This window comes from Bifidobacterium rousetti, assembly GCF_008698235.1.
Taxonomy (GTDB): Bacteria; Actinomycetota; Actinomycetes; order Actinomycetales; family Bifidobacteriaceae; genus Bifidobacterium; species Bifidobacterium rousetti.
Genome location: NZ_PEBH01000002.1, coordinates 449,457 through 466,524 on the forward strand (window position 1 = coordinate 449,457; position 17,068 = coordinate 466,524).

At 65.2% G+C, this 17,068-nt stretch carries 12 protein-coding genes and 1 pseudogene; 1 reads left to right on the plus strand and 12 read right to left on the minus strand.

The window, feature by feature from the left end:
* Nucleotides 1–262: 262 nt before the first annotated feature.
* Nucleotides 263–1,484: pseudogene (locus tag CSQ85_RS04360) on the plus strand (IS3 family transposase).
* Nucleotides 1,485–1,629: 145 nt separating this feature from the next.
* Here CSQ85_RS04360 and CSQ85_RS13020 read toward each other — a convergent pair.
* The 12 genes from CSQ85_RS13020 to CSQ85_RS04425 all read right to left on the minus strand — a co-directional run bounded on the left by CSQ85_RS13020 (nt 1,630) and on the right by CSQ85_RS04425 (nt 17,053).
* Entirely contained in the window at nt 1,630–2,208 is a 579-nt protein-coding gene (locus CSQ85_RS13020) for a hypothetical protein (protein WP_146143729.1), read from the minus strand.
* 1,106 nt (nt 2,209–3,314) lie between these two features.
* Nucleotides 3,315–4,679 (minus strand): PFL family protein, encoded by a 1,365-nt coding sequence (locus tag CSQ85_RS04370; protein WP_150382988.1) that lies wholly within the window; start codon nt 4,677–4,679, stop codon nt 3,315–3,317.
* A gap of 27 nt (nt 4,680–4,706) precedes the next feature.
* On the minus strand, nt 4,707–4,979 hold the full coding sequence (locus CSQ85_RS04375) for an ACT domain-containing protein (protein WP_043165110.1): 273 nt from the start codon (nt 4,977–4,979) through the stop codon (nt 4,707–4,709).
* Between the two features lie 103 nt (nt 4,980–5,082).
* Nucleotides 5,083–5,568, minus strand: coding sequence for a DUF2798 domain-containing protein (locus tag CSQ85_RS04380; protein ID WP_150382989.1), 486 nt, complete (start codon nt 5,566–5,568; stop codon nt 5,083–5,085).
* Nucleotides 5,569–5,778: 210 nt separating this feature from the next.
* Nucleotides 5,779–7,029, minus strand: a complete 1,251-nt coding sequence (gene galK / locus CSQ85_RS04385; RefSeq protein WP_150382990.1) for a galactokinase — start codon at nt 7,027–7,029, stop codon at nt 5,779–5,781.
* A 79-nt stretch (nt 7,030–7,108) separates the two neighbouring features.
* Entirely contained in the window at nt 7,109–8,359 is a 1,251-nt protein-coding gene (galT, locus tag CSQ85_RS04390; protein ID WP_150382991.1) for a galactose-1-phosphate uridylyltransferase, read from the minus strand.
* A 2-nt stretch (nt 8,360–8,361) separates the two neighbouring features.
* Complete coding sequence (locus CSQ85_RS04395; protein WP_107040729.1) at nt 8,362–9,171, minus strand: DeoR/GlpR family DNA-binding transcription regulator; 810 nt, start codon at nt 9,169–9,171, stop codon at nt 8,362–8,364.
* A gap of 219 nt (nt 9,172–9,390) precedes the next feature.
* Nucleotides 9,391–10,539 carry a quinone-dependent dihydroorotate dehydrogenase gene (locus tag CSQ85_RS04400; protein WP_150382992.1) on the minus strand — a complete coding sequence of 383 codons (1,149 nt, stop codon included), beginning with the start codon at nt 10,537–10,539 and terminating at the stop codon, nt 9,391–9,393.
* Nucleotides 10,540–10,644: 105 nt separating this feature from the next.
* The gene (locus CSQ85_RS04405; protein ID WP_395956266.1) at nt 10,645–12,168 is read right to left on the minus strand and encodes an NADH:flavin oxidoreductase/NADH oxidase; all 1,524 of its coding nucleotides are present in this window, start codon (nt 12,166–12,168) and stop codon (nt 10,645–10,647) included.
* Nucleotides 12,169–12,390: 222 nt separating this feature from the next.
* Nucleotides 12,391–14,751: a transglycosylase domain-containing protein gene (locus CSQ85_RS04415; RefSeq protein WP_190972883.1), complete on the minus strand. Its 2,361-nt coding sequence runs from the start codon at nt 14,749–14,751 to the stop codon at nt 12,391–12,393.
* Between the two features lie 125 nt (nt 14,752–14,876).
* Nucleotides 14,877–15,596, minus strand: a complete 720-nt coding sequence (locus CSQ85_RS04420) for a Crp/Fnr family transcriptional regulator (protein ID WP_150382994.1) — start codon at nt 15,594–15,596, stop codon at nt 14,877–14,879.
* A gap of 89 nt (nt 15,597–15,685) precedes the next feature.
* A complete protein-coding gene (locus CSQ85_RS04425; RefSeq protein ID WP_150382995.1) occupies nt 15,686–17,053 on the minus strand; it encodes a lipoate--protein ligase family protein in 1,368 nt (455 codons plus the stop codon).
* Between the last annotated feature and the right edge of the window lie 15 nt (nt 17,054–17,068).

Genomic DNA, 17,068 nt, shown 5'->3' on the forward strand with positions numbered 1-17,068 from the left:
CACGGACGACTTCGTATCCGCCCCACGTCACGGCCGACAACCGAGCATAGGCCATCCTCTATCCACATGGGCTCCACATGGGTCCCACATGGGCTCCACACGGGCTCCCGGAACCACAACCCATCTACACACATCGTCACCCCGGAACCACAACCCCTACACCATCACCGAAACATAACCCCTTCACGTCACCAACGAACCACATCCTGATGTGGTCTGGTTTTTGTTCTGTGTTTTATCTCATTGATGGGAGACTAGGAACATGACCGGAAAGACCCGTTACAGCAAGGAATTCCAGGCGAGGGCGCTCAGGCTTCTGGAGGAGTCGCGCGCGAATCACCCGTCGGAGACGAGGGCCGTGGCCTCGGTCGCGTCGAGTCTGGGCATCTCGTCCGAGACCCTGCGTCGCTGGAGGAACAAGGCCGACCGGACGGCCGGGGCCGATGCCGCACGCGGCGCGGAGGAGACCGCCGCCGAGTTGAAGCGCCTGCGCGCCGAGAACGCGGAACTGAGGAAGGCGAACGAGATCCTGACGACGGCGTCGGCTTTTTTCGCGGCCAGGCTCGACCCGACACGGCGTTGAAGGCCGCGTACGTCGACGCGTACCGTGGCCGTTTCGGGGTCGGGCCGATCTGCAGGGTCCTGTCCGCCGGGATGGATTGCGGGTTCCTGACCGAACGCGGCTACAGGGCGTTCAGGGCGAGGCCGCCCAGCCGCATGGCCGCGCGGCATGAGGCGCTGGCGCGCGACATCGCCGCCATCCACGACGACGAGTTCATGCGCGTGTACGGGTACCGCAAGGTATGGCGCCAGCTCATCGTCCAGGGCTGGGATCCGAAGGAGGTCGGCAGGGACCAGGTCGCCCGCGTCATGCGCGGGCTCGGCATCCGGGGCGTCTGCGGCGGCAGGAGGCCTGTCACCACGATCCCCGCCAGGGGCGCGGGCGGCAGGCTCGACCTGGTCGAACGCAAGTTCGCCGCACGGGCGCCGAACCGGCTGCACGTGGCCGACATCACGTACGTGCGTTTGGCGGACGGCTCGTTCGCGTACGTCGCGTTCGTCACCGACGCGTTCGCGCGTCGGATCGTGGGCTGGGCGGCCGCCCGGACGATGCGCACGGAGGAGCTGCCGTTGCAGGCGCTGGACCAGGCCGTCATGTGGGCGCGCTGCCACGGGGGCGCGGACGGGTGCGTGCACCACTCCGACCACGGGTCGCAGTACATCAGCCTCGTGTACTCCACGCACGTGGCCGACGCGGGCATGCTCCCGTCGACCGGCACGGTCGGCGACTCGTACGACAACGCCCTCGCCGAGCGGACGAACAACACGTACAAGCGCGAGCTGATCTGGATCAACAGGCCGTACCGGACGGTCGGCGAGCTCGAGTACGCGACCATGCGGTGGGTGGCGTGGTACAACTCGAAGCGCCTGCATGCCTCTCTGGGCTACAGGACACCGGAGCAGGCAGAGAACGAGTACTATAGACACCAAGCGGCACAAGCCGTCTCACAGTAGAGACAGAACAAAAATCAGGCCACTTCAAACCGGTACGGGACCGGGCGGTGAAACGGATGCCGGAGACGGTCTTCCCTATTACGTCTTCCCTATTACCATTCCCCCGTTACGTCGTCATCGTACTAGGGGCACGCCGGCGTCACGCAACATCACGAACAGACGATTCGAACTGCACACGTCCTCGTAGGTGCAGTGGAGGATCAAGGTCACGCCCGCGGCATACAACACACGATCCCGTTCCTTCTGCTCATTGAGCACCTGTTTCGCGGTACGCCCACGGGTCATGGAGACATCCTCGTACTTGGCCATGCCGTCATATTCCAGGACGATCACACGCCCGTCGTACAGCTTCCATAAGAAATCCACTCGAAATCGACGTGCGGGATACGAGGGGTCACGGATCTCGACCTGCAACTGCGGCAGTGCGAATCCACCGATGATGATGGCCGCGCGAACCAACGACTCTCCCCCGTTCTCGCTTCTCCCATCGGCGTATCCGGCCAGCATCTCGATGGGAGCGCGATCCATATGCAACCCCTTACAGGAGTCACGAACCGACGTCATGTCCACGCCCTTGCGCGCCGCCGAATCGAACACGGCCAATGCGTAGCGGAACTGCATGCACAGGGCGCAGTCGATCAACGTCCGAACGGGATCGGTCACGGTAATGCCGTTCACCGGATGCTTATTCACCGACGGTATATACAACCGTCGTATCTCATACACCCCCGTGGCCGTCATCCCGAATCCCTGACCGTTGGTTGCCCCATGACCGCCGAAGTCCGATCCTGCCGATCGACTGACATTGCCGACTCCCATGGACAGACTGGACAGACGGGATCTATCGACGGTTCCGTCCCCATTGGCATCCGCCACGTATACGGCGTCATCATGAAGCGACCAGGAATGGTCGAATCCGTAGACGTCCGCGGCGGTCAACCCCGCGAACACCCATGTCGGATGCAATACCAGCAGTCCACGTACCACATGGAGCGAACGCTGACAGACGTTGAGCCGATGCCAGTAATCGGGAGACACATACAGGTTCCTGTACGGCGATACCAATTCCCCCGCCTTGTGCCTCCGCTTCAGAGCACGTCTCATGGCGTCCGTGTCCCCGATGGCGCAACGGCGCTCCTCTTGCGCACGCGTAATCGCCATGTTCACTCCCTTGTGCTGCTTCATGCCTTTCACGGTAGACGTGACGGAGGGAAATGGACAATCGACACAAGGGGATTCCGGATAACCCGGACGTTATGTGGATAACTCCGGGTACCTATACCGGACGGAAACAACACCCCTCCCCCATGCCAGACCCGTACACGTTGTACGGGGTTACCGGGTACCGGAATACTGGGGTTATCAGGGTTACGGAGGATACCGGGGTACCGGAGGTACCGGGAATACCGGTTGTACCGGGGTTACCAAGGTACCGGGATACCGGGGATACCGGGATCACCGGCGTACGGTCAACCGGGTATTCCCACCCAACATCCGAACAAACGTACGTTAATTACGGGTCAGAGTACGTTCATCCGGAGGTTTCCGTGGGCTATCCGGGCAACCGTACGTTAAGCGGGACTCACCGTACGGTTGCCCGGAAAAGTTGTGGGAATACCCGGATGAACGTACTCCGACACAGGATGGACTGGGCTGATCCGGGCCGATCCCAGCCGATTCCAGCCAACCCCGGCCAATCCGGTCCAAGCCCAGCCGACCCCGGCCGAGTCCGGCCGATCCGGTCCGACCCCGACCGACACCGGCCAATTCCAGCCGACCCCGACCGACCCCGGCCCGGGTCAGTTCTTGAAACTGTGGATCGGGGCGGGGATGCGGCCGCCGCGGGTGACGAACGCCTCACACGACGTCTGGTTGACGGGGATGATCGGCGCGTAGCCCATCAGGCCGCCGAAGTTCGCCATCTCGCCCACGCCCTTGCCCTCGACCGGGATGACGCGCACGGCGGTGGTCTTCTGGTTGACCATGCCGATGGCGGCCTCGTCGGCGATGAGGCCGGAGATCGTGGCGGCCGTGGTGTCGCCGGGAATCGCGATCATGTCAAGGCCGACCGAGCACACGCAGGTCATCGCCTCGAGCTTCTCGATCGTCAGGCACCCGTTGCCCGCCGCGTCGATCATGTTCTTGTCCTCGGAGACCGGGATGAACGCGCCGGACAGGCCGCCGACGTACGACGACGCCATGATGCCGCCCTTCTTGACCTGATCGTTGAGCATCGCCAGGGCCGCGGTGGTGCCGGGGGCACCGACCTGCTCCAGACCGATCTTCTCCAGTACCTCGCCGACCGAATCGCCGACGGCCGGGGTGGGCGCGAGCGACAGGTCGATGATGCCGAACGGCACGCCGAGACGGCGTGACGCCTCCTGCGCGACCAATTGGCCGACACGGGTGATCTTGAACGCGGTGCGCTTGATCGTCTCGCACAGGAACTCGAAGTCCTTGCCCCTGGCGGCGTCGAGCGCGCGGGAGACGACGCCTGGGCCGGAGACGCCGACGTTGATGACCACGTCGCCCTCGGTGACGCCGTGGAAGCCGCCAGCCATGAACGGGTTGTCGTCGGGCACGTTGCAGAACGCCACGAACTTCACGCAGCCGTACGAGTCGTTGTCGGCGGTGCGGTGCGCGATGTCCTTGATGATGTGGCCGAGCAGCTCGACCGCGTTCATGTCGATGCCGGTCTTCGTCGAGCCGACGTTGACCGACGAGCAGACGACCTCGGTCTCGCTCAGCGCCTGCGGCAGGGAGCGGATGAGCAGTTCCTCGGCCGGGGTCATCGCCTTGGAGACGAGCGCGGAGTATCCGCCGATCAGGTTGACGCCGACCTCCTGGGCCGCGCGGTCGAGCGCGTGCGCGATCTTGACGAAGTCCTCGGTGGTCTTGCAGCAGCTGGCGCCGACCAATGAGATCGGGGTGACGGTGATGCGCTTGTTGACGATCGGGATGCCGTAGTCGCGTTCGATGTCCTCGCCGGTGGAGACGAGGTCCTTGGCGTACGTGGTGATCTTGCGGTAGATGTTGTCGCAGGTCTCGTCGACGGACTCGCTCGCGCAGTCGAGCAATGAGATGCCCATCGTGATGGTGCGCACGTCGAGCTTCTCCTGCTCGATCATCTGGTTGGTCTCGTGGACCTCCATGATATTCAGCATGGTGTGTGTTCCTTTCGAGGCCGTCGATCAGATGCGATGCATCTTGGTGAAGATCTCCTCGCGCTGGCAGCGGATGCGCACGCCGATGTCGTCGCCGAGGTCCTCGAGGTTGCCGACCATGGCGCTGAACTCCTTGTCGGAGTTCGAGTAGTCGACGATCATCATCATGTTGAAGAATCCGTCGATGATGGTCTGCGAGATGTCGAGCACGTTGACGTGGTGGTTCGACAGGTAGGTGCAGACTCGTGCGATGATGCCGACGGTGTCCTGACCGACGACGGTGATGATTGCCTTGTTCATGGCGCTCCTGAAATCAGATGAAAAACGGGTGTTTCCAGTATAGGGAAACACCCGTTGCCGTGTGCCGGAGCGTCCAAGCCCCGTCCGAACAGTTCGGAACGGATCAGGCGGCCTTGGCGACGGTCAGCGAAAACGCCCATCGCTTGACCTTCAGCATCGACCGAAAGACCAGACGGACCAGCGGACCGCAGTAGAACAGCTGCAGTCCCAGCGCCATCGGGAAGTTCATCGCCCAAGCCTTGATCCACATGCCGAAGCTCGGCTCCTTGAACAACAGGGTGGCGATGAGGCTCATCACCGGGCACATGATGCAGGTGATGCAGATGGAGATCGCGTAGGTGATGAACTGCGGGCGATCGTCGGGACGCATGACGCTGAACGCCAGCTTGCGGGCGATGCGGCCCACGACGAATAGCTCAAGCACAAAGGCGATCGGTACCATGATCGGCAGCTCGTGAAGGGCCGCGACGAACGTCATGGCAGTCACGTCGCCCGTATTCAAGGCCACGTTGTACACCACCATGCAGTAGACCATCAGCGTGGCCATCATGGCGGTGAAGACGACATCCTGAAGCTTGTTCTGAGGCATGGAAAGACTCTCCTCTACTGTTTTCCTCTGCTTTTGCGGGATACATGCGAAAAATGCACGCGGATCGCATGCGGATCGCATAACAAAAACCGCATGGCCCCGTGCCGAAATAGAACAATTCGACACAAGGCCATGCGGTTTTCAAACAGTGGAGCAACTTAGCACGCCGTCAGATTCTTCGTAAGTCCGCCGGCGTGTCGGTTCAGGGTCTCACGCCTCGCGGCTAGCACTCGGCGCGGCGAACGCGGCGAGGGCGCGCGGGGCGTGGAAGCCCTGACGCTCGAACTCGTCGGCGATCTTCTGGGCGACCTCCTGGGAGCGGCCCTTGTCGACGAGCGCGATGATGGAGCCGCCGAAGCCGCCGCCGGTCATACGCGCGCCGTAGGCGCCGTTCCTGCGGGCCACGTCCACGGCCACGTCGAGCTCGGGCACGGTGACCTCGTAGTCGGCGGCGAGGGAGTCGTGGGAGGCGTTGAACAGGCGTCCCGCGGCCTGGATGTCGCCCTTGGCGAAGGCGCGCACGAAGGAGCGCACACGCTCGATCTCGGTGACGACGTGGCGCACGCGCTTCTTCATCGTCTCGTCGGGCAGGGCATCGAGGGTCTCCTTCAGGGCCTGGAACTGGTCGTCGGCCTTGGAGATGCCGTCGGCGGCGACGCGCAGGTTGGCGACGCCGAGGACCTTGGCGGCCTCCTCGCAGGTGGCGCGGCGCTGGGCGTACTGGCCGTCGTTCAGCTGGTGCGGGGCCTGGGTGTCGACGACGAGCAGCTCGAGGTTGTACTTGTCGAGGTCGAACTCCTGCTGGGAGACGTTCTCGAGCGGGGTCAGCTCCGGGCGGCAGTCGAGCAGCAGCGCGTGGCCGGCGGTGCAGCGCATCGAGGCGTTCTGGTCGAGGCCGCCGGTGGAGGCGCCGGCCATCTCGTTCTCGGACTTGATGGCGGCGTTGATCAGGGTCACGCGGCCGGCGTCGGAGTCGCCGTAGCCGAGGCCATACACGTCGTCAAGGGCGAGCGCGGTGGAGCAGGTCATCGCGGCGGAGGAGCTCAGACCACTCCCCAGCGGCACGCAGGAGGTGAACGCGGCGTCGAAGCCCTTCACCTTGGTGAAGCCGGCCTCGCGCAGGGCCCAGGCGACGCCCACCGGGTAGGCGGCCCAGCCGTCCACGCCGCGGGCCTTGAGCCCGTCGAGATCGGCCTCGGTGACCTTGTCCGGGGCGACGTCGGAGACGACGCGCACCTTGGTGTCCTCACGCGGCTTCAGGGCGATGAACGTGCGGTGCGGCAGCGCGATCGGCAGGCACAGTCCGGCGTTGTAGTCGGTGTGCTCGCCGATCAGGTTGACGCGGCCCGGCGCACCCCACACGCCCTCGGGCGCGGTGCCGAAGGTGTCGACGAACAGCTTGGTGGCCTTGGACACGCCTTCTTCGTGGGAAAGCGGCTCAATGAATTCAACATCGGTCATTGGTGTGTTTCCTTGTTTCCTTTTTCTTTTTTGATTGCGATTGCGATGGCGATCGGAGTCGGAACGGCCGGGCGGGCGCTCAGTCGGCGATGTCGATGTCGCCCAGCTCGTGGAAGCGCTTGGCGATGAGCTCCGGGGTGGTGTCGGAGATCCAGGCGGCCATGCCGGACTCGGAGCCGGCGAGGTACTTGATCTTGTTGGCGGCGCGGCGGAAGCTGAAGAACTGGAGGTTCAGACGGTAGTTCGCGCGGCGCGGGTCGTGGATCGGGGCCTGGTGCCAGGCGGCGATGTACGGCAGGTCCATGCCCTTGCCGTCGCCCTTGTCGAAGAACGCGTTGCCGCGCTTGAGCAGGTGCGAGTACATCGAGGCGAGGTCCCAGCGCTCCTGGTCGTTGAGCTCGTCGAGGGTGAGGACGTCGCGCACCGGGGCCACGTGGACCTCGAGGGGCCAGCGGGCGGCGGCCGGCACGTAGGCGACCCAGCTGTGGTTGCGCAGGACGACGCGCTCCTTGGCCTCGAGCTCGGCGTTCATCAGGTCCTTGAGCAGGTTGCCGCCGGTCTTCTCGTGGTAGGCCTCGGTGTGCTGGAGCTCCTTCTCCATCTTCGGGGCGATGAACGGGTAGCAGTAGACCTGGCCGTGCGGGTGGGCGAGGGAGACGCCGATCTCCTGACCGTGGTTCTCGAACGGGAAGATCTGCTCGATGCCGTCCATCTTGGAGATCTCGGCGGTGCGGAAGGCCCACGCCTCGACGACGGTGCGCAGGCGGGACACCGGCAGGTCGGCCGGCAGACCGTGCTCGTCGGGGTCGAAGCAGATGACCTCGCAGCGGCCGGCGGCCATCTTCTTCTCCCACAGCGGGTTGCCGTCGACGAAGGTGACGTCCTCGGAGCGGCCGGGCACGCGCACCATCGACGGGAAGCGGTTCTCGAAGACGACGACGTTGTAGTCGGTGTCCGGGACCTCGCCGTCCTGGTACGGGTCGCCGGGCTTGCGGGCGGCCAGCGGGTTGCCCTTCACGGTGGCGCCGGGGCCGGCGGTGATCGGGCGGTTCATGCGGGCGGTCGCCATCGGGATCCAGTCACCGGTCAGCGGGTCGCGGCGCATCTCGGGGGCCGCGTACGGCACCTCCTCGCCGGCGGCGTTCAGCTGGTTGCTGAAGCGGTACGGCAGGTTGCGCGGGTCCTTGAGCTCGCGGGTCTTCTTGCCGGAGACGTACTCCGGGTCGTCGTCCAGGTAGAAGAAGTCGCGTCCGTCGGCGAGCTTCGTCGGCGTGATGCGGATGTGCTCCTTGGCGTATTCACCGGGTTCGTAGGCTGCGAAATCGGTCATGATTACTTCTGCTCACTTTCCTGTGCGGGCTCGACCTGTTCGGCCAGGACGAGCTCATTGACCAGTTCCTTCGTTTTGGCGGCGGTATCGGGATCGAGCCCGTCGTCTGTGATGACCGTTTCCACCTGGTCGAACCGCGCGAACAACGACAGCGATGTGCAGCTCCACTTGGTGTGATCGGTCAAAATGATGGTCCGATCGGCGATGCCCATCATCGCCATATCGGTTGCGGCCTCCAACGAGTTGGGCATGAGGAAGCCGCGGGGGATCGACACGGAATGCGTGCCGAGGAAGACGGTGTTGACGCGCAGCGAGGCGATGACCTTGTCGGCGATCGGCCCGACGAGCGAGTTGGATCGCGTGGTCACGCCACCGGTGACGATGACCTCGACGTCCTTCGATTCGAGCGCCTGCACGAGTTCGGCGACGGGGATCGAGTTGGTGAGGATGGTGATGCCGCTGGCCTGCTGGCTTTCCAGCAGATGCTGCGCGAAGACGTAGGCCGTGGTGCCGCCTCCGATGGCGATCACGTCGCCGGGGGCCACGTATTTGACGGCCTCCTGCGCGATGGCGTCCTTCAGTCCGATGTCCATCTGCGACTTTACAGAGAACAGCGGTTCGCTCAGCAATGTGCTGGTGGTCACGGCGCCGCCATGGACGCGTTTGAGCAGCCCCTTGTCGGCGAGTTCGGCGATATCGCGGCGGATGGTCATCGCGGAAACGCCGAGTTCCTTACTCAGGGCCGTGATTCGCACGGCACCTCTGGTGCGAAGCCTGCTCAGTATCAGGTGTTGACGTTGTGACGATATCATACGAACATTATCGCACACAATCGCGCATTTACCAAACCGAGTTGTGCGTTTCGCGCGGGTTATTTTTGGTTTTGCAAACGTTAGCGAACAAAACGGCACATCGACGACGTAGTGGGGGTGATGGGGAACGATCTCTCCCCTGATCTCTCCCCCAGTCAGCCTTCGGCTGACAGCCCCCTCATCAGAGGGGGCCACGTCAAGGGGCCGAATGTTTCGTGGTCAGGCGTCGACGCCTACGGCTTCGGAGACGGAGGAGAAGCCGTCGCGGCGCAGCAGGTCGGCCAGGCCGCGCTTCAGCACCGTGATCTGCTGGGGGCCGCGGTACATGAGCGAGGAGATGAACATCACGAGGCTCGCGCCGGAGCGGATCTTCGCGTACGCCTGCTCGGGGGTGAACACGCCGCCGATGCCGGCGATCGCGAGCCGGTCGCCGAACTCGCGGTAGGTGCGGGCCACCAGCGCCTCGCTCGCGCGGGTGCACGGGCCGCCGGAGAGCCCGCCCTCCCAGTCGCGCGGGATCTCCAGACCGGCGCGGTCCTTGTTGAGGTTGGCGAGGGACACGCCCTGCACGTTGTGTTCCGTGAGCACTTCGAGCAGGTCGCGCATCTCATCCCACGGCTTGTTGAGCGGCATCTTGACGAGCGTCGGCTGCGGGCGGTCGATCCCGTCGAGCGCAGTGAACAGGCGGTCGAGGTTCTCGGGGCTTTCGGTGAACGGCTCGCCCGCGTGCGTGTTCGGGCAGGAGACGTTCACCTCGACCATCGCGGTGCGGCCGGCGGCGCGGCGCATCGAGATGCAGTAGTCCTCGATGCCCTCGTCGAGGTCGCCGCACTTGTCGTCGTTCGTGCGGGCGATCGAGACCGACACCTGCATGTCGTGCGCGTGCGTCCACGCCTTTTCGGCGCGGTCGATGACCTTGTCGGAGCCGATGTTGGCCAGTCCCACATGCACCATCATCGAATCGTATTCGGGCAGGCGGTGGAACCACGGCTTGGGGTTGCCCGCACAGGGCCGGGACGTGGTCGAGCCGACGGTCTCGAAGCCGAATCCGGCGTTGTCGAGCAGGACCGGCATGTCGCAGTTCTTGTCGAGTCCGGCGGACAGGCCGAACGGGTTGGCGAAGTCGACGCCCATCACCGTGGTCTCGAGGATCGGGTCGGTGTAGTTGAGCATCGTGCGCTCCGCCCACAGCAGCGGCGGGATGTGCTTGGTGACGCGGCAGAACTCGATCATGCGGTCGTGCGCCTCGTCCGGCGGCACGTTGAAGACGAAATTCGGCTTGATGACGTGCTTGTATCCGAAGGTGAAGAGGTCGGTCGTCGCCTTGTTGACGGCGTCGTGCCAGAAGCTATCCGAAACGTAACTCATGGTGACCATTGTCTCACCATTTCACGCCGGCGTCACGAAAACAACCGCAGCCGACGGTCGGTCGGCGACGGTCGACGGTCGGGAGACCGTCGGCCGGCCGAACGATCAGAAGGCGCCGCGGACGTACTGCTCGGGGTAGGGCGCCTTGGCGACCGGCACGCCGAGCTTGTCGGCGGCGCGAAGCGGCCAGTACGGGTCGCGCAACGCGGCGCGTCCGATCTCGACCGCGTCGGCCTTGCCCTTGACGAGCACCTTCTCGGCCTGCTTCGGCTTGGTGATGAGCCCGACGGCCGTGACCGGCACCTCGGCGCGCTTGCGCACCTGCGCGGAGAACGGCACCTGATACTCCGGCTTGACCGGCACGGTGACGCCGGAGACCATGCCGCCGGTGGACACGTCCACCAGATCGACGCCGTGGTCCTTGAGGATGCGGGCGAGCGCGACGGTCTGGTCGAGGTCCCATCCGCCGGCGGCCCAGTCGGTGGCGGAGACGCGCACCAGCAGCGGCATGTCGTCGGGGATCTCGGCGCGGATCGCGTCGGCGACCTCGAGGAGGAAGCGGATGCGCCCTTCGAAGCCGTTGCCGTATTCGTCCTCGCGTTCATTGACCAGCGGATCGAGGAACTGGGAGATCAGGTAGCCGTGGGCGGCGTGGATCTCGATCGCCTGGAACCCGGCGGCGACGGCGCGGCGTGCGGCCGCCGCGAAGGCGCCGACCAGCCCGTGGATCTCATCGACGGACAGGGCGCGCGGCTTGGCGTAGTCGCCGAACGGGATCGGGCTCGGGGCGACGGTCTGCCAGCCGCCGGCCTCGGGCGGCACGGTCTGACGATCGTATCCGACGGCGAAGCAGCCGGTCGACCCCTTGCGCCCGGCGTGGTTGAGCTGGATCGCGGCGACGGCGCCGGTGGCCTTGATGTCCTCGACGATCCAACGCCACGCATCGATCTGCCAATCGTCCCACAGGCCGACGTCACACGGCGAGATGCGTCCTTCCGGCGCCACGGCCGTCGCCTCGACGATGACCATGCCGAAGCCACCGAGCGCGCGGGATACGTAGTGCTGGTAGTGGAACGGGGTGGGGCGACCGTCGCGGCCGAACGCGGAATAGGTGTCCATCGGGGGCAGCCAGATGCGGTTGCGGATGGTGAGCCCCCTCAGGGTCATCGGCTCGAACAGGGCCGGACCGTCGGAGCCTGGCTTGGCCGCGAACGTGCCGAAGAACGCGGCGACCGGGTTCGGAGCGGGCGTGGGCGTATTGGCCTCGGAAGACGCGCCGGATGCACCGGGCGTAACGGGCGAGACGGTGTCACGGCCGGAATCGGACTTCGCCTTCTTGCCCGACTTGCCCTTGTCCTTAGTGTCTTTGTCCTTGGAATCCTTGTCCTTGTCCGGCTTGGAGTCCTTGGACGGCTTGTCCTTCTTCTTGCCGCCCTTGGAACCCTTGACGTCCTTGCCGTCCTTGTCACCCTTGCCGCCCTTGTCCGAGTCCGCGTCGGCGGAGGGCGTGGCCGGGCCCGCGGGCGCGACCCCGGAAACCGTCAGCCCGCGGAAGTCGAATCCGCTCGGGCTTTCGATGCCGCCGTTCGCCGAGTCCTCGCCGCCCGCGCTGGTCGTGTTGTCTGCCATTGATGCCCCTTCTCTCATGTCCTTGTGACCTATTTGACCGGACAGTGCCCGTCTGACCCCACGGATCGGCCGCATCGCCCCGGCCGCATGCCGCTCGGCCGCTTTTCGGTTGTGAACGTTCCTCATTCTAGTCCGTCGGCGTCGTGACCGATACGAAAGAACGCCCACCATGATGGTGGGCGTTCAGACTACGTACTTGACGGCCGAGCCGGCGATACTGGCCTACTGGGGGGTGCCGCCTTGGGTGGTGCCGCCGGTCGTGCCGCCCGCGGTCTCGCCGCCGGTGCCGTTCCCGCCGGTGCCGGTGGTGCCGCCACCGGTCGTACCACCGGTCGTAGTGCCGCCGGTCGTGCCTTGCGACGTGCCTGTGCCGGTGGTGCCGCCGGTGGACGTGCCGTCGCCGTCGGTGGACGTCGAGCTCTTCTTCTTCGTGGTCGACGAGGCGACCCCGTACGTGTACTTCGAACTCGGTGTGCCGTAGCTGTTGTCTATCGGTATGTTCGCCGCGTTGACGTAGTTCTGCATGAACTCACGCCATGCCGGCTCCGCCAGATACATGCCGTACCACGTCGAGTGGTAGACGCCGTTGATCGTCTTGTAGCTGAACGACTGCGGCACCTCCGCGTTGCCGATGGCCACGTAGGCGGACACCTGCGGAATGAAGCCCGCCGTCAGCATGTACGTGGTCTCGTTGGTACCGGTCTTGGCGAACGTCTTGCGTCCGTTGTCCAGCTGCGCCTTGACCGCGTTACCGCCGGAGCGCACGACGCCCTGGTTGAGCGCGTAGGCGGCGGTCTCGGCCACCTCCGGGTCGATCGCCTGATGGCAGTTGGCGGACGGCACCTTGTAGTTCTTGCCGGTGCTGTCGGTCATCTTGGTGATGGCGATCGGGGTGCACTCCACGCCCTTGGCGGCGATGGTCGCGTACACGTTGGCCATCGTCAGCGGAGAGGCCTGCACGGTGCCGATGACCATCGGCGGCTGGAAGGAGTTCGAGTCGTAGACGTCCTCCTTGCCCTGGATGGAGTTGTGGTAGCCCATCGCCTTGGCCGCGTCCGCGATCGGGCACAGGGTGATCTGCGAGGCCATCGCGGCCTGCGTGGTGTTGTGGGAGAGCACGAGGCCCTGCAGCGGCGTCTCGCTGGCGACGGTGCCGCCGCCGGCGTTCTCGACCTTCCACGGCAGTCCGCCGAAATAGTGGCCGTTGCAGCTGAAGCTGCGGGTGTTGACCGACGTGGTGGTGGACAGCGACTGGTTGATCGACTTGCCCTTCTGCATCCACGCGACCAGGTTGATCGGCTTCCACGTGGAACCCACGTTGAAGCCCCAGCCGCCGCCGTCGACCTGATCGACGGCGTAATTGACGGCCGTTCGGGTCGAATCGGTCTTCGCGCGGTCGGTGGCGTCGAAGGTGCGGTTGATGCCGAAGCCGAGCACCTCGCCCGTTCCCGGCTTGATCGCGGCGATCGCGACCTCGAAGCCGGTCGGATCGTCCGGCGGGATCGTGTTGCGGGCCGTCTGCATCGCGATCGTGTTCGCGTTGACGTCCATCGTCGTCACGATCTTCAGGCCGCCCTCCTTGAGCAGCTTGTTGCGCTCCTCCTCGGTGGCGCCGAACTCGGGGCTCTTGAGGATCTGACGGGTCACGTACTCGCAGAAGAACGCGGCGTCGCCGGCGACCTGGCATCCGGACTCGATGGTCTGCACGTCGAGCGTGTCCTTGAGCGGGGTGTTGACGGACTTCGTGTACGTGGCCTGGTCGATGAAGCCCTGGTCGAGCATGAGCTTGAGCACGGTGTTGCGCTCGTTCTGCGAGCGCTCGAGGTTCTCCTCGACGGTCGGGTCGAACCTCGTCGGGTTCTTGGTGATGGCCGCGATCGTGGCCGCCTGCATCGGGTTGAGCTTCGCGGCGGTGGTGTTGAAGTAGCGCTTGGCGGCGCTCTCGACGCCGTAGAGGTTGTGGTTGCCGAACTGGGCGATGTTGAGGTACCCCTGCAGGATCTCGAGCTTGGAGTACTCCTTCTCCATCTGCACGGCGATGAGCATCTCACGCAGTTTGCGGGCGATCGTCTGCTCGGAGGCATGGTATTCGGCGATCGGGTCGTCGTTCTCTCGCGCCTGCATCGCCAGCACGTTCTTGACGTACTGCTGGGTCAGGGTCGAACCGCCCTGCGTGTCGCCCTTCTTGACGAACGTCTGGAAGAAGGCGCGCATCGTACCCTGGATGTCGACGCCGTGATGCTGGAAGAACCTGCGGTCCTCACGCGCGACGACGGCCTGCTGCATGGCCTTGGAGATCTTCTTCAGGGGCACGACGGTGCGGTTGTCGGCGTAGAAATCGGTGAGCTCCGTCTTGGCGTCGTTCGCGTACATCACGGACTTCTGTGGCAGGGAGGTCACGTCGAAGTCGACGCCTTCCACCTTCAGCGACGGCGCCACGCTTTCGGCGACCGAGTTGGCCGCGAACACGGCCGGCGAGAACATCGTGGCCACCACGATGCCGCCGCCGACGCACAGCATGATATATGTCAGCAGGAGCGTGAACACGCGTCGAACGGTGAGTGAGGACTTCTTTTTGGGCATGCGGCCCATTCTAAGTGGCCGGGTGGTCCGGGTGCGCGGTCATATTGCGGCCATAGTCAATTGTTCACAGTAACCGCACTCTCTGGACGCCGCCTGAAAGAAGGCTTATCGTGCCGCGGGGCCCGTCAGCGGCGGGATCGCCTGATCAGCATGCCGGGCTGGTAGATGATGATCGAACGGCCCTCGCGCGCGATCCAACCGCGGTTGGCGAAGTCCATCAGCGCCTTGTTCACGGTCTCGCGCGACGAGCCGACCAGCTGGGCCATCTCCTCCTGCGTGAGGTCGTGCGGGACCCTCAGCCCCTCCTCGACCGGCTCGCCGAAGCGCGACCCCAGATTGATCAGGGTCTTGGCAAGACGCGCGGGCACGTCCATGAACACCAGATCGGAGATGTGCTCGTTGTTCGTGCGCATGCGGCTGGCCATCACCTGCAGCATGTCGATCGCGACGCGGGGATGCTGGTCGAGCCAGTGGAACAGCGCGTCGTGCTCGAGCCAGACCACGCGCGTGCCGTGGCGCATCGCGAGCGCGGAGGCCGTGCGCGGGCCGCCGTTCGGGTCGAAGACGGGGATCTCGCCCAGCACCTCGCCGGGCGCGTGGATGGACAGCAACTGGATGCGATGGTCGCTCGACTCGCGGATGAGCTTGACCCGGCCGCTTTCCAGCAGGTACATGCGATGGTCGGTGCCGCCTTGTTCGAAGATGGCGTCGCCCTTGTCGTAGACGGCCTGGTTGAGATACGGGATCAGCTCCTCGGCCTCCTGAGGCGAAACCTGTTTGAACAATGCCGTGTGCAGCAGGACATTCTCCTGATCGGGCATCGCATTCGGTTTCTCCGCCACCACGCATCACTCCCTTGTCGGACTATGGCAAACATCACCGGCTTCGTTTCCGCAACATTGTACCGCACCGAGGGCGGGGTGGCCGTGAGCGGTCACAGGGAGATGGGCGCGGACGGATCGGCCGAGGTGGTCGGATCGGCCGGATTTGCCGGATCGGCCGGATCGGCGAGAGAGGCGATGAGCCGCGCGATGATCGCCCCGCGTGTCAGGCCGGTCTGGCTTTTGAGCGGGTCGACGCGTTTGACGGCCGATTTCACGGCCTTGTCGCTCAGCTTCTCGCCGCTCGTGTTGAGCACGCGGGTCATCTTCGCCGCGTCGATGTCGTAGGCCATCGTCACATGGTGCAGGACCGCGCCGGGGGCTACCGTCACGGCCGGGCTGACTCCACCGGCCGCACCGGCCCCACCGGCCCCGGACGCCGGGAACCGCCGCTGCGCCGCGCCGCCGATCTTGCCGTGCGACGAGGCGATGTCGTTGAGCCCGGAGAATCGCACGTCGAGGCCGAGGCCGGCGAGCGCGTCGACGAGCCAGCGGTCGCACAGCCGGTACGAGTCGGCCACGTCGATCCCGTCGACGAACCACAGCGGCGCGTACAGGGAGTAGGTGATCGTGTTGCCCGGTTCGATGAACATCGCCCCTCCCCCGGTGCATCGGCGCACGACCTCGATGCCCTCGGCGCGCGCCACGTCCTCGTGCACCTCGTCGGGGATCGACTGGAACCGTCCGACGACCACGCACGGACCGCTCCACTCCCAGATGCGCAATGTGGGCGGTCTCAGGCCCGCGGCGACCTCGTGCGCCCAGCGCTCGTCGACCTCCATCTGCTCCGCCGGGGACCGTGGCGTGTCGTGTATGACCACAAGGTCCCGGCGCAGGCGCTTCCAGCGTCGGGCGAAGTCGGCGGACTCCCGGTCGGCGGACCCGCGATCGGCGGTGACGGACATCGCGTCGTGTGAGGAAGCTGCGACCGTAGCGGTCGGGCTGAACGCAACGGTCGGACCGGATGCAACAGTCGGATCGACCGAGACGGCCAAGCCGGCCGCGGCAATCCCGGCGTCCCGTCCGATCGCGGCATGGCCGCCGGCCTTGTCGGCCGCCCGGCGGAACGCCGTCACGATCGCGGCGGCGTCGCATCCGATGAGCCGCGCGGTCGAATGCCGCTTGATTGCGCGGTCGATTGACCGTTCGAGCGATTCCGGTTCTCCTGATCCGATGTTCCCTTCCGCGGTCAATGTCTCTTCGATGTCCCCGATCAGCGCGTCGGATTCCGCGTCGGACGGCGCGTCGATGAAGAAGTCGCCGTCGATATGGACGGAAGGGGCCGAGTGAAAACTTCCGGACGGACGCGCCGGGAGAGCGTCCTCGTAGGGGTCCGAGACCCGAGACTTGTCGTATTGGATGGTGACAGCGACCAGCTTGCCGCCCGGCACCTTGTATTCCCCTCGATGGTTCCCTCGCATGGTGACCATCATAGG

What these genes read in the sequence shown, in the direction of transcription:
- CSQ85_RS04370 (WP_150382988.1), bottom strand. Translation starts at nt 4,679, where the DNA reads ATGCTGAATATCATGGAGGTCCACGAGACCAACCAGATGATCGAGCAG.
- CSQ85_RS04375 (WP_043165110.1), bottom strand. Translation starts at nt 4,979, where the DNA reads ATGAACAAGGCAATCATCACCGTCGTCGGTCAGGACACCGTCGGCATC.
- CSQ85_RS04380 (WP_150382989.1), bottom strand. Translation starts at nt 5,568, where the DNA reads ATGCCTCAGAACAAGCTTCAGGATGTCGTCTTCACCGCCATGATGGCC.
- galK (WP_150382990.1), bottom strand. Translation starts at nt 7,029, where the DNA reads ATGACCGATGTTGAATTCATTGAGCCGCTTTCCCACGAAGAAGGCGTG.
- galT (WP_150382991.1), bottom strand. Translation starts at nt 8,359, where the DNA reads ATGACCGATTTCGCAGCCTACGAACCCGGTGAATACGCCAAGGAGCAC.
- CSQ85_RS04395 (WP_107040729.1), bottom strand. Translation starts at nt 9,171, where the DNA reads ATGATATCGTCACAACGTCAACACCTGATACTGAGCAGGCTTCGCACC.
- CSQ85_RS04400 (WP_150382992.1), bottom strand. Translation starts at nt 10,539, where the DNA reads ATGAGTTACGTTTCGGATAGCTTCTGGCACGACGCCGTCAACAAGGCG.
- CSQ85_RS04405 (WP_395956266.1), bottom strand. Translation starts at nt 12,168, where the DNA reads ATGGCAGACAACACGACCAGCGCGGGCGGCGAGGACTCGGCGAACGGC.
- CSQ85_RS04415 (WP_190972883.1), bottom strand. Translation starts at nt 14,751, where the DNA reads ATGCCCAAAAAGAAGTCCTCACTCACCGTTCGACGCGTGTTCACGCTC.
- CSQ85_RS04425 (WP_150382995.1), bottom strand. Translation starts at nt 17,053, where the DNA reads ATGCGAGGGAACCATCGAGGGGAATACAAGGTGCCGGGCGGCAAGCTG.